Below are 10,720 nucleotides of genomic sequence, written 5' to 3' on the forward strand. Positions count from 1 at the left end.
GGGTACGCGTTCGTGGGCCTGGAGGGCGGGGGCCATGGCGATGGCGCGGTCCAGGGCGACCCAGCACATCAGTTTCGAGTGCAGGAAGTGTCTGCCCGGTCCGCGCCTCTCCCAGATGCCCTGGTCGGGCTCGGCCCAGCGACGGGCGGCTGTGTCGGCCGCCTGAACCAGGAAGGCGCGGGTGGGCGGGTCCAGGCGCTCCCCGGGTGGGAGGCACTCGTGGGCGGCGTCGAGGAGTTCGCCGTAGACGTCGAGTTGGCGTTGGCGCCAGGCGTCGTTGCCGATCCGAACGGGGCCACTGTTGCGCCAGCCGGTCAGGTGGGGCAGGAGCCGCTCGCTCAGATCACGTTCTCCGCCGATGCCGTACATGATCTGCAGGTCGACGCCGCGGCCAAGTTGGGTTGCCGCGGCCCGGGCGAGGAAGCCGAAGAACCGGTTCTTCTCCTTCTCGCAGGCGGCCGTGGCGAGCGCTTGCAGGGTGAAGCTCGCGTCGCGGACCCAGGTGTAGCGGTAGTCCCAGTTGCGCATCCCGCCCGTTTTCTCGGGCAAGGAGGTGGTGGCCGCGGCGACGATGGCCCCGGTGGGAGCGAAGGTCAGGGCTCGCAGCACGCGTCCGCTGTGGCCCACCTCGTCCTGCCAGGGGCCGACGTAGCCGCGGTGGAGCTTCGACCAGGAGCGCCAGCCTTCGATGGTGTCGGACATGCGGTGCCGGATCCGCCCTGCCCGCCAGCCCACCGACTCCCTTTCCCACGCCGGCCCGACGTGCAGGGCGAACCCGACGCGGTGCCCCGCCGAGAGCGGGATTCGGCCGTGCGCTGTGGAGCCGCTCACCCGCAGGTCGACGGGGCTCGACAGCAGCAGAACATGGGCGCCCCCGTACGCCGCGAGCCCGCCTCGCACGGCTGAGAGGAGTGGGTGGACGAGTCCGAACTCCGGGCGCGGCGCGTAGTCGATCTCGATGTCCACCTGCCCTTCGGTGCAGGTGATCTGCCGCAGCAGCGTTCCGGGGGACGCGGTGCCGAGCGCGTGTCCGCGTTCGCGCCGTCCCAGGGCGAGGGCATCCCGCAGGACCGCCGTACCCGTGGTCGTACGGAAGACCGTCTCCAGAACGAGGGTGTCCTTGATGTAACGGCGGCTGATGTCGACCGGACCGGTGATAGGGCGGATGGACCAGTGGCCGGCGTCCTCGTCGAGGAGCCGGGCGAAGATCGCCGGGCTGTCGAACCGGGGCAGGCACAGCCAGTCCACCGAGCCGTCGGAGGTCACCAGCGCGGCCGAGCGGCAGTCGGACAGCAGGGCGTGGTCACCGATTGGTCGCGTACTCATGCGTTGCAGCCCGTCCACCTTGGGCCGGACGCGGCCCGGCCGGGACGGCGTGAGCAGTCGCCTGCGCCGCAGGCCTCTCCAGGTGCCTGACGGGTGTCATGGATCCCAGCCTCCCTGAACAGCGGATTCACCTCCAGCCAATCAGCACGATCGGCGGATCGCACGTGCCGGTTGCCGGCAGTTGCCCCGACCGGGTGGCACGGCCTGGTGCCGCGCCCCGCGCTCGGCGTCCGGTCGGCGTACGTCGTGTCTCCCCGCTGCCGCGTGGCGAGGCGGCCCTGCGTCATCAGCGAGGTCCCGAGGCCGAGTCCTGGCGGCCGAGGGCGAGGAAGCGTCGGTGGCGGCATCCCCGGGCTTCCAGGAGGTGCTGAGTCCCCTCGGCATCGAGGACGGCGTGGCCCAGTGCCTTTTCGCCGCCGACGGCCGGTACGTCGGCATGCTGAACGTCAGCACCCGTCGGCCGCGGTGCGCGCCCGATCCGGCGCGCGCCGTGGTCACCCTGCTCACCGAGGCCCTCGCCGCGGCCGTCGACCCCTGCGCAGGCCTGCCGCCCGAGGAGATCGCCGCGGCCGACCCCGCTGCCGACGCGCGGCACTCGGACGCGCGGCGGCCTGGCGGACTCTCGCCACGGGAGCTCCAGGTGCTGGCCGAACTGACGGCCGGCCGCACCAACCGGGAGATCGCCGAGCGGCTGTACATCACGCCGCGCACCGTGGGGACCCACGTTGAGCACATCCTCGCCAAGCTCGACCTCCCCAACCGCGCGGCCGCCGCCGCCCGAGCCGCCGCCTGGGGAATCGGACCCTCCCGCTGACGCGAGCCCGGCAGCGCAAAACGCTTGGACCGCGGGCGTGTCCCCTGCGGGACACTCCGTTCCTCACCTGCTGGGGCGACAACAGACGGTTGAGGCATGGCCAGCTGTACGCGACGTGGTCGGTGAGGAGGCGCGGATCTCCTTGAGCTGCGCGGACTGGTCGCCGTACCTGACGCTCGTCTTCGAGGCGTGCCGGTAGGCGTCGCGGCGCTCCTGCAAGGCCCCGTTGTCAAGCGAGCAGTGATCAGCGAGCATCGCCCGCAGAGCGGCTTCCTGACCGGCCGTGGGCCGCAGGAGGAACGTGTAGGCACGGATCAAGCCCGCGCCTCCTTGTCCTTGTCCCCGGGGCGTTCCCACGGGGTGTGGACCTCCCAGCAGCCCTCGCTTGGCGGCGACGCCCGAATCACGCCCGCGCATGGGACCGAGTTCCGGAGCATCGTAGGTGCGGTTGTTGATCCGAATGCCGTAGGAGTTAATGGCTCGCCAGGCACCCTAAGCTCTACGCTGCACTCAGCGCCCCGTCGGCCAGCCGCAGCAGCGCCCGCAGCCCCGCACCAGAAAGCAGACCTTGCCCGTGTTCCAGGAGACCCCGATCTACAGGCGCCTTGTCGCAGAGCAGGGCGATGTCCCCGCCCGGGTACGCGGCGAGGCCGAACAGCTTCATCGCGACCTGGCGAAAGTCATGCCGCCCGGGCACCGGCCCGTCACCACCCAGCCGGTGCAGCGCGGCATGACTCCTTGGCAGGGCGTCTGAGTCATCGGATCCGCGCCGCGGCGCTGCCATGGTGGTGAGCACAGCACAGCTGTACGTCTTCACCGTAAGCCATGCGGAATCCTGGTACATCATCCTGATATCGGTCACGACCCGGTGGCCGCACGGCCCACGTCGGACCGCGCACCCGACCCTTGGCGTCGCAGCCGGGGCCGCTGCACCGGCACCGGCCTGTTCCTCGCCCGCTGCTGTCCCCGGCCAGCTTCGGCAGGGACGTCAGGAGGCCTCAGCACACCCGCGCTGAGCGCGCCGCAGCCGACACCGCCGTCGACGTCATTGACCACGGCAGGATCTGGGTTGCAGTCCCCAGCCCAGGCCGGGGCAGGAACCCCTGGCCACGTCTGCAAGTAGCGCACCCCCGTACGCAGCCGGGGAAGGGCGGTTTTGCAGAACGTGCGAACAGACCGCAAAACCGCCCGGCCAACCCGTCCTGTCAGGAGCAGGCCTTCGCCCCCAACACTACGGGCGCCGGCGCGGGCCTGCGCGGTGACGACGCCAGACGCCCTCTTCGGCGCGCTTTTGCTGGGTCAGGGGTGCGGGAATCCGCGATCGGGATCGCGGGCCAGGTCGGGATCGAAGGCGGTGAACCAGTCGAGCGGGGCGAGGTTGACGGCGCTGCCACTGTCCTCGACGCCGTCGAGGGCGTCGTCGAACAGCATCAGCACATCGTGGTCCTGGAAGAGAATGCCGGAGCAGGCGTCCCAGTCGTCATCGCGGCGGTCCTCGGGAAGGCCGGCCACGGCTTTGCGCGCGAGCTGCGGTCGGTTGCGCTCCAGGGCCCGGGCGCGGGCGCTGCCCACGTGCAGCGCCATCACTTCCCCAGTACTGCGCGGCTCGACGTCGGCGGCGCGAGTGAGGTCGTCAGTGAGGTCGTCGCGCGTCCGGGCCATCTGACGGCGCCAGTGGCCATTTTGGTGCAGTGTCACCGGGGGCAGACGGTCATCCGCTCGCGCAGGTTGTCGCTCTGCCAGTACAGGCCACGAGTGGCACGGAGGCTTTCCACTGCCTCCGAGCCGGCGAGCACGCGGACCCGCCAGGTCTGTACGCCCTGCTCGGAAGGGTCCAGGAGATGTCCAAAGAGAGTTCGCCGGGATCCGTCTTCCGGACACCAGGTGGCTGGCCGTGGTCAGGCGATGGTCCAGCTACGTAGCTGGCGGGCGATCCTGGCGACACCGAGTGCACCGGAAGCGGCCTCCCCTACGAGGGCGACCGCCGCCTTGGGCGGGTAGTCGAGCTGACGTCCGTTCAGAGCGAGGAAGGCCTCGGCGGCGTGCCAGGCGAACGCCTCATTGGAGTGCTCAAGGCAAGGAAGTCTCACCAGGGTCTGCAGGAGCGCCGCCGCCTTGAGGTGCAAAGACCCGTAGACATCGTGCTCCATAGCCTGGGCGTTCACCCGGGCGACAGCGGCGTACAGGGGCCCGAGGTCGTCGACCTGGGGATCACCGTCGAGCAGCTCAGCGGCGTGCAGCAGGAATGTCACGTCGAGCGGATGGAACGGTTCCGGCTGACTCACGCGGCGTGGCCCCGCTCCTGGTGCTCCAGCTCATGCCGCGCCTGCTGCTCGGCAGCGCGCTGGTCAGCGGTGGCGTCGACGCCGCTCGGTTCGTCCGCGAAGGCGGCGCCGCTGCGGGCCATCGATGCCTGGAAGTGGTCCAGGAAGTGCTGCTCGACGGCGGTGGCGCGCTTGTAGGCGGCAGAGAGGATGTACTCCTGCATGCTCACCCCCTCCTTCCTTGCGGCAGCCGCGATCGCAGCCCGTTGCTCGGGGTCGGGAAAACGCAGATTCATACCTTTGGGTTCCGGCATGGCGCCAACGGTACCAGTGGTACCACGTGCAGGTCATGCCTCAGCAGATATCCCGCACGCGCACTTGACTCGACAGCTGGCTTGCGCCCGAGGACGCGGAGCTCAGGCGGAGGGCAGCGGTCAGCCGCCTCTGGTGCAGATCCCGGTCTCCCAGGCCCAGGCGGCGATTTCGACGCGGTTGCGGGCAGTGAGTTTGCGCTGGATGTTGCCGAGGTGCGTCTTGACCGTGGACAGGGTCACGTAGAGCTCGGCGGCTACTTCTTCGTTGGTGAATCCATGAGCCACGAGGCGTACGACGTCGACTTCGCGCTGGGTCAGAGGTTCGGGGAGCCGGGACATCCTGCGCCGCTCTTCATGCACTATGCGTTTGACCAGTTCCTGACGCGGGAGTTCCCGTCAGTGGACTTCGAACGCTATGCGGATGACGCGGTGGTGCACTGTGTGACCGAGCGCCAGGCCCGGCAGGTGTGGGCGGCGCTCGAAGCGAGGATGGAGGAAGTCGGGCTGCGGCTGCACCCCGATAAGACCAAGCTCGTCTACTGCAAGGACACCAGACGGCGGGGCTCTGCCGAGCACACGTCGTTCAAGTTCCTGGGGTACACGTTCGCCCCTCGGAAGGCCCGGTATCCGGACGGCAAAGCATTCACGTCGTTCCTGCCCGCAGTCAGCCCGGAGGCACTCAAAGCCATGGGCCAGCAGGTCCGCGAATGGCGAGTTCACAGGCGCACCAGACTCGAACTCATCTCGCCGACTGGATCAATCCAATCGTGTCGGGCTGGATGACGTACTACGGCCGGTTCTACCGGTCGCAGCTGTATCCCTTCCTGCGACGCATCAACACCTACCTGATGCGATGGGCGCGGAAGAAGTACAAACGACTGCGGAGCTACAAACGTTTCCGTGCATGGTGGACTGGACTTGTGCAACGAGTGTCGGGGCTATTCAAGCACTGGGAATGGGACCGCGAGTTCGCCTGGACTCGATGAGAAGAGCGGAGTGACGGGAGACTTTCACGCTCCGTTCCGTGGGAGCCCGGGGGTGCGATTCCTCCGGGCCACCCGACCGCGGGCGACGTTAAACGCCAAGCTAAGGCTCGTCCGCCTGGCGCTGGGCGTGTTCCCGGGCGAGGCGGTTGGTGCAGGCCCACTCGGAAGCGCCATTGTGCAACCAATGGTTGCACATGCCTGAACTCTCGGCTACGTTGATGTGCAACCAAACGTTGCAGAAGGTGGCAGGTATGGAATTCGGAACGATCGAGCGGGAGATTCACATCGACGCCTCACCCGAGGTCGTCTTCGACGTGGTGAGCAGTCCCGAGCACCTACGCGAGTGGTGGCCGGACGAGGCGGAGTTCCCGGCCGTGCCCGGGGGAGCAGGGCGGATCGGCTTCGGGGACTTCTCGCGGGGCGGCTCCTGGGTGCAGTTCACGGTCGTCGACGCCGTGCCGCCGCGGCGCTTCTCCTTCCGATGGACCCACGGCGAGGGGGAGTCGGCAGCCCCGGACAACTCGAACCTGGTCGTCTTCGAACTCAGGCCCGCCGGGACCGGGACGCTCCTACGGATGACCGAGAGCGGCTTCCGTGAGCGCGGCTGGGACGAGGCGAAGGCCGCCGCCAAGTACGCCGAGCACGTCACCGGCTGGGACTTCTACCTGCCGCGGCTCCCGGCGTACGCCGCGAAGGTCGGAGTGGGTGCATAAGCGTGATAGTGGACGACGACCTCTGGTCGGCGGTCGGTGACCCGACCCGGCGCCGGATGCTTGACCTGCTGCTGAGCGAAGGCAGCGGGACGGCGACCAGCCTGAGCGAGCGCCTGCCGGTGACCCGTCAGGCGGTGGCGAAGCACCTCGTCGTCCTCGACCGGGTCGGCTTGGTGCACGCCACCACCGCCGGCCGCGAGAAGCAGTTCCGTGTCGATCAGGCCCAGCTCGCCCGCGCCGTCGCCCAACTCGCCGACGTCGGAAGTGCCTGGAGCTCCCGTCTCCAGCGCATCAAGCGCATCGCCGAGACGATCCAGCGCGGCCAGGACACGACCAACGAGACCGAGAAGAAGCAGTAGAGAGGAACACGGAGATGGCAGACATCCTTCACCGCATCGGCGTCGAGCAGTCCTCGCCGGAGCAGGTGTACGACGCGCTCACCACCCTCGACGGCTTGTCCGGCTGGTGGACAGAGAAGGTGTCGGGGGAGACCGGCCTCGGCGGCGTGATCGAGTTCCGGTTCGGGCCGGGCGGTTTCGACATGAAGGTCTCCGAGCTCGATCGGGGCCGGCTCGTCCGCTGGGACGTCGTGGACGGACCACAGGAGTGGATCGGCACCAGCGTGCAGTGGAACCTCCGTCAGGACGGCGACTACACGATCGTGCTGTTCACGCACGAGGGCTGGCGTGAGCCGGTCGAGTTCATGCACCACTGCAGCACCAAGTGGGGCACCTTCCTGATGAGCCTCAAGCAGCTCCTTGAGACCGGAGAAGGTGCCCCCGAGCCGCGCGACGTGAAGATCAGTGACTGGCACTGACCCGGAGGCGCTCGCCGAGCCGGCCGTTCGCCGATGGTCGTGAATCGCGGCCGGTTCGCCGAGTACGGCGCCCCCCGCTGCCTCCTCGTCGACCGGATCCAGGGCAGCGTCACCCTGTTCTCCGAACCCGGCCGGCTCGGCTGCACCACGTCGACGGCCCGCAGCCCTTCGACGTGGTGCCGCGCCTGCCGGAGCCGTTCGGCGTGGACGCGTTCTTCTGCGGCAGTCTGGCCTCAGCAGGACGCCGCGGCCTCGGTGCTCCAGGCCCGCCCGATCTCGGCAGCCGGAAATGGCGTCTGCTTGCTCTCGGTGAGCAGACGGCGAGCGAATTCGCCCATGACCGCGGCGGCTCGGGCATGCCGGTCCACGATCGTGGTGATCTCGCGCGGGAGGCCATCGGGGCGGTGGCCGGCGATCCACTTGCGCAGGAACGCCTCGTGTTCCATACCGCCGCGCAGCCCATCGGGCAGGTGGCGGCGGAGCAGGTGGCTCATGGCGTGGCAGCGGTCATATGCGAGATGATCGGAGAGGAACTCCGCCTCGGCCGCTGACAGTTCGAAGCCGGAGCTCAGGGCGAGTCCGAAATCCGCGAAGTACAGCAGTCGGCCGTCGGTCAGGACATTGTCGAAGTGCGCGTCGAAGTGGACGAGTCCGTGCGAGCTCATGAAGGCAGTCCCTCGCGCCAGGGCCTCCTCCACCCACAGATACGGCGAGGCCTCTCCGCCCTCCGGCGCGGCGGTCCAGCCTGGATAGGTATGGCGTGCTGTCTTCAGGTCACGCTCGTCGAAGTCGCCGGTGAAGATGAGCACGCCATGGAGGAGTTCCACCTTCTGCGTGGCGATGGGCCAGCGGGTGAGTAGGGCTTCCGCGGTCATGGGGGGCTGCCGGCGCCGGCAGGTGAACAGGTTCTGAGAACCGATTGAAGATCAGCAGGCGTCCGGCAGACCGGTTTCAATCTTGCTCCGGAAAAGGGCCGTTTGTGAGAATTCGAGTTGCGATTCTCACCCGGCTGCCTGTTACGTTGGTCTGCTTTGCTCCGATCGGAAGGAAAGCAATGGATGTCCCCTCCTTGCACAGCGAGTTCCTCAGCGACGCGCTTCCCCGGATCCGGCAGGATGCGCGCGTGGCCGGCGTGGCGATCACCGGGTCAATCGCAGGGGGCCACCCCGATGCCTATTCAGACGTAGACCTGATCCTGGTCATCGATGACGAGGCGTACGACGCGGTCATGCAGGAACGGCTCGCGCTGATCGGCTCCTGGGCCTCCCTGGTGGCCGGATTCACCGGGGAGCATGTCGGTGAGCCGCGCCTGATCATCACGCTCGTCGGGCCGCCCCTCCTGCATGTCGACTTCAAGTTCGTGCGGGCTTCCGACTTCGCCGAGCGCATCGATAATCCAGAGGTCCTATGGGACCGGGTCGGAATCCTGGTCGGTGCCCTCGCCCAGCAGCCGCCGACCACTCCGTCGCTCGACCTCCAGTGGTTCGAGGACCGGTTCTGGATCTGGGTGCACTACGGCGCGACGAAGCTCGGCCGCGGTGAACTGTTCGAGACCATTGGCTTCCTCAACTACCTGCGCGAGACCGTGCTCGGCCCCTTGGCCGCTCGCCGGGTCGGCGCAATCCCCCGCGGTGTACGCCACCTCGAAACCATCGCGCCCGAACAGGCGCGCGACCTTCAGGCAACCCTGTGCGGCTACGACCGCCACGAGGCCGGACAGGCCCTCCTCGCCGCCATCGATCTCTACCGCCGGTGGTCCGATGACGGTGGAGCAGTCGTCGAACGCCGCCACCACGCCGAGAAGCTCACCCTGCAATACCTCCACGACGTCATCGACCAAGGACACTGACTGAAGCGGGTCGGCACACGACGTCGGCTCATGACGCTCAGCCCTCCCCGCCGCCGTCGTCCTCGTCAGCCCCGGCGCGTCCGGGTCCCGCAGGGGCCGCGGCGCACCGGCGGCGGGCGTGGAGGTGGTGAAGCTGTACCGGCCGAGCACGTTGAGGTTGCGGTGCTTGAGCGGGGAGAGCCGGGCGACGTCCTCGTCCCGGTCCGGCTCATCGGTGACGGGGAAGCCGTCGGCGGCCAACTGCTTGACGGCGACGTCGATGCAGAGGCTGTTGAACAACACCACGGCGTTGAGCGCCAGGCCGAGCGCGCCGAGCTGGTCTTCCATGCCCTCGCGGTAGTGCTGGCGCACTTCGCACTTCGCACGCCGCCACCGCGCAGGCGCCTCTCCCCCAGGGCCGACCCGGCATCAGCCTGGATCGAGCTGTCGTGCACCCAGTGCACAGCCCAGCCTGGGGAGCGCTGCACCATCCGCTACAGCGACGGTTCGACCGCGGAGGCGAAAATCCCCCATCGCGAGCGGGCCCTGGCAGCGAAGAAGGCGGCAGGGCCCAGGTGACGCTCGCTGAACGTCGCATCAGGGGAACATGACGAAGCCCTTCCCCGGTGTGGAGGGAAGGGCTTCGTGAGTGAGCGCTGGGCAGGCCTTGCACCTGCATTTCCCCGCGGGAAGCGGGGCGTCTTTCCTTGGACCACCAACGCAGCGTCACTCACCGCCTGTTGCGGCAACGTTCAAGATCAACTATAGCATAATCAGGCCGTCGGCCGGGCTCGGCCGACGCGCGACGGTTTGCCGGGATTCCGGCTCCGTCGCGACTTCTTTACTCCCGCACCCGGCTCCGCTGTGTACCACGGCTCGGCCATCACGTGACGCTCGATCAAGGTCGCCTGTCGTAGGTGGTTCCTGCGGCGTAGCGTGACGGGTGCACGCCGGGATACACCGTGCGTAGCGGTGAGCGCCGAAAAGGGGGAGTTGTGCAAGCAGGAGGCGTGCTGGATGGGCGCTACCGGCTGATCGAGCCCATCGGCGCGGGCGGGTTCGGCCAGGGAGGGAAGGCGTACGGCCCCAATGTCGACCGCCGGGTCGCGGTCAAGGCGGCACCGTAGCGGCTCGGGCCTAAGCCGACCGTGGAAGCGGTAGTTCAGTAGGCAACCGCCGGCAGGTCAACGGCCCGAACCTCGGTGAGTCGGCGTAACCCCACTCCGAGCCAGGTCAGGTGCCGGGGCACGGTCCGCCGAGGCCGTAAGTAGGCGGTGGGGCCTGGGCGGAGTCGCGGCTGGGCGTGCGTTCATCGGTCCCGCATGTGGTCAGCGCGGTCCTCGGATGCTGTCGATGATGCGGGTCCAATTGTCGCTGCCGTGTCCGTTCTCGATCGCGCGCCGGTAGTGGGCCTGCACGGCCAGGGGGAGCGCGAGGTCGAGGCCGAGTGACGAGCTGGTCTCGACGATGTGGTCGGACGTCGCGCCCATCATGGTGACCGTACTGAGGTCGCCGGGATGTTCTCCAGCATCAAGCGCGGCGCCGGGGTTCTCTTCACCAGCCCTCAGAGGTCGTTAAGTCCCTCTTCCCCTGCTTCGCGATCACTCGTTCGTGTGGCCGTGATCCGTACTGGCGTGCTGGATGGGGCTCGGGTGATC

The 10,720-nt window shown here is 68.4% G+C and carries 12 protein-coding genes and 6 pseudogenes; 9 read left to right on the forward strand and 9 right to left on the reverse strand.

Annotated elements, in window-relative coordinates; translation table 11 throughout:
• Positions 1–1,326: glycoside hydrolase family 15 protein (locus tag AB0N06_RS36050; RefSeq protein WP_366138912.1), on the reverse strand; the 1,326-nt coding region annotated here is incomplete at its 3' end.
• A gap of 337 nt (positions 1,327–1,663) precedes the next feature.
• Here AB0N06_RS36050 and AB0N06_RS36055 point away from each other — a divergent pair.
• On the forward strand, positions 1,664–2,140 hold the full coding sequence (locus tag AB0N06_RS36055; protein ID WP_366138913.1) for a LuxR C-terminal-related transcriptional regulator: 477 nt from the start codon (positions 1,664–1,666) through the stop codon (positions 2,138–2,140).
• A 129-nt stretch (positions 2,141–2,269) separates the two neighbouring features.
• Here AB0N06_RS36055 and AB0N06_RS36060 read toward each other — a convergent pair.
• Positions 2,270–2,458 (reverse strand): annotated as a pseudogene (locus tag AB0N06_RS36060) (helix-turn-helix domain-containing protein); the annotation flags it as partial.
• Positions 2,459–2,714: 256 nt separating this feature from the next.
• Here AB0N06_RS36060 and AB0N06_RS36065 point away from each other — a divergent pair.
• Positions 2,715–2,894: a hypothetical protein gene (locus AB0N06_RS36065; protein ID WP_366138914.1), complete on the forward strand. Its 180-nt coding sequence runs from the start codon at positions 2,715–2,717 to the stop codon at positions 2,892–2,894.
• A gap of 545 nt (positions 2,895–3,439) precedes the next feature.
• Here the strand turns inward: AB0N06_RS36065 and AB0N06_RS36070 are convergent.
• From AB0N06_RS36070 to AB0N06_RS36085, 4 genes and pseudogenes are all read right to left on the reverse strand, one after another.
• Complete coding sequence (locus tag AB0N06_RS36070; RefSeq protein WP_366138915.1) at positions 3,440–3,838, reverse strand: hypothetical protein; 399 nt, start codon at positions 3,836–3,838, stop codon at positions 3,440–3,442.
• A gap of 200 nt (positions 3,839–4,038) precedes the next feature.
• Positions 4,039–4,425 (reverse strand): fic family toxin-antitoxin system, toxin component, encoded by a 387-nt coding sequence (locus AB0N06_RS36075; protein ID WP_366138916.1) that lies wholly within the window; start codon positions 4,423–4,425, stop codon positions 4,039–4,041.
• Positions 4,422–4,700 carry a DUF1778 domain-containing protein gene (locus tag AB0N06_RS36080; RefSeq protein WP_366138923.1) on the reverse strand — a complete coding sequence of 93 codons (279 nt, stop codon included), beginning with the start codon at positions 4,698–4,700 and terminating at the stop codon, positions 4,422–4,424. Before AB0N06_RS36080 ends, AB0N06_RS36075 begins: the two co-directional genes overlap by 4 nt.
• 138 nt (positions 4,701–4,838) lie before the next feature.
• A pseudogene (locus tag AB0N06_RS36085) lies at positions 4,839–5,042 on the reverse strand (LuxR C-terminal-related transcriptional regulator); the annotation flags it as partial.
• Between the two features lie 30 nt (positions 5,043–5,072).
• Here AB0N06_RS36085 and AB0N06_RS36090 point away from each other — a divergent pair.
• The 6 genes and pseudogenes from AB0N06_RS36090 to AB0N06_RS36115 all read left to right on the forward strand — a co-directional run.
• Positions 5,073–5,501, forward strand: coding sequence for a reverse transcriptase domain-containing protein (locus tag AB0N06_RS36090; protein WP_366138917.1), 429 nt, complete (start codon positions 5,073–5,075; stop codon positions 5,499–5,501).
• Entirely contained in the window at positions 5,498–5,704 is a 207-nt protein-coding gene (locus AB0N06_RS36095; protein ID WP_366138918.1) for a hypothetical protein, read from the forward strand. Before AB0N06_RS36090 ends, AB0N06_RS36095 begins: the two co-directional genes overlap by 4 nt.
• Positions 5,705–5,955: 251 nt before the next feature.
• Positions 5,956–6,417, forward strand: a complete 462-nt coding sequence (locus AB0N06_RS36100; protein WP_366138919.1) for an SRPBCC domain-containing protein — start codon at positions 5,956–5,958, stop codon at positions 6,415–6,417.
• Positions 6,414–6,776, forward strand: a complete 363-nt coding sequence (locus AB0N06_RS36105) for a winged helix-turn-helix domain-containing protein (protein ID WP_366138924.1) — start codon at positions 6,414–6,416, stop codon at positions 6,774–6,776. The genes AB0N06_RS36100 and AB0N06_RS36105 overlap by 4 nt, the downstream gene beginning before the upstream one ends.
• A gap of 14 nt (positions 6,777–6,790) precedes the next feature.
• Complete coding sequence (locus AB0N06_RS36110) at positions 6,791–7,234, forward strand: SRPBCC domain-containing protein (RefSeq protein WP_366138920.1); 444 nt, start codon at positions 6,791–6,793, stop codon at positions 7,232–7,234.
• 36 nt (positions 7,235–7,270) lie between these two features.
• Positions 7,271–7,404 (forward strand): annotated as a pseudogene (locus tag AB0N06_RS36115) (Uma2 family endonuclease); the annotation flags it as partial.
• A 63-nt stretch (positions 7,405–7,467) separates the two neighbouring features.
• On the opposite strand, the pseudogene AB0N06_RS36120 reads toward AB0N06_RS36115, so the two are convergent.
• Positions 7,468–7,971 (reverse strand): annotated as a pseudogene (locus AB0N06_RS36120) (protein kinase family protein); the annotation flags it as partial.
• A 317-nt stretch (positions 7,972–8,288) separates the two neighbouring features.
• Here AB0N06_RS36120 and AB0N06_RS36125 point away from each other — a divergent pair.
• Positions 8,289–9,083: a nucleotidyltransferase domain-containing protein gene (locus AB0N06_RS36125; RefSeq protein ID WP_366138922.1), complete on the forward strand. Its 795-nt coding sequence runs from the start codon at positions 8,289–8,291 to the stop codon at positions 9,081–9,083.
• 37 nt (positions 9,084–9,120) lie between these two features.
• On the opposite strand, the pseudogene AB0N06_RS36130 reads toward AB0N06_RS36125, so the two are convergent.
• Positions 9,121–9,434: pseudogene (locus AB0N06_RS36130) on the reverse strand (Tn3 family transposase); the annotation flags it as partial.
• Positions 9,435–10,390: 956 nt separating this feature from the next.
• Positions 10,391–10,624: pseudogene (locus AB0N06_RS36135) on the reverse strand (NAD(P)-dependent oxidoreductase); the annotation flags it as partial.
• Positions 10,625–10,720: the final 96 nt, after the last annotated feature.

The sequence above is a fragment of the Streptomyces sp. NPDC051020 genome, assembly GCF_040683105.1.
Lineage (GTDB): Bacteria > Actinomycetota > Actinomycetes > Streptomycetales > Streptomycetaceae > Streptomyces.

Coding starts and splice junctions, on each gene's coding strand:
- AB0N06_RS36090 (WP_366138917.1), top strand. CDS start 5,073: ATGCACTATGCGTTTGACCAGTTCCTGACGCGGGAGTTCCCGTCAGTG.
- AB0N06_RS36080 (WP_366138923.1), bottom strand. CDS start 4,700: ATGAATCTGCGTTTTCCCGACCCCGAGCAACGGGCTGCGATCGCGGCT.
- AB0N06_RS36110 (WP_366138920.1), top strand. CDS start 6,791: ATGGCAGACATCCTTCACCGCATCGGCGTCGAGCAGTCCTCGCCGGAG.
- AB0N06_RS36095 (WP_366138918.1), top strand. CDS start 5,498: ATGACGTACTACGGCCGGTTCTACCGGTCGCAGCTGTATCCCTTCCTG.
- AB0N06_RS36125 (WP_366138922.1), top strand. CDS start 8,289: ATGGATGTCCCCTCCTTGCACAGCGAGTTCCTCAGCGACGCGCTTCCC.
- AB0N06_RS36100 (WP_366138919.1), top strand. CDS start 5,956: ATGGAATTCGGAACGATCGAGCGGGAGATTCACATCGACGCCTCACCC.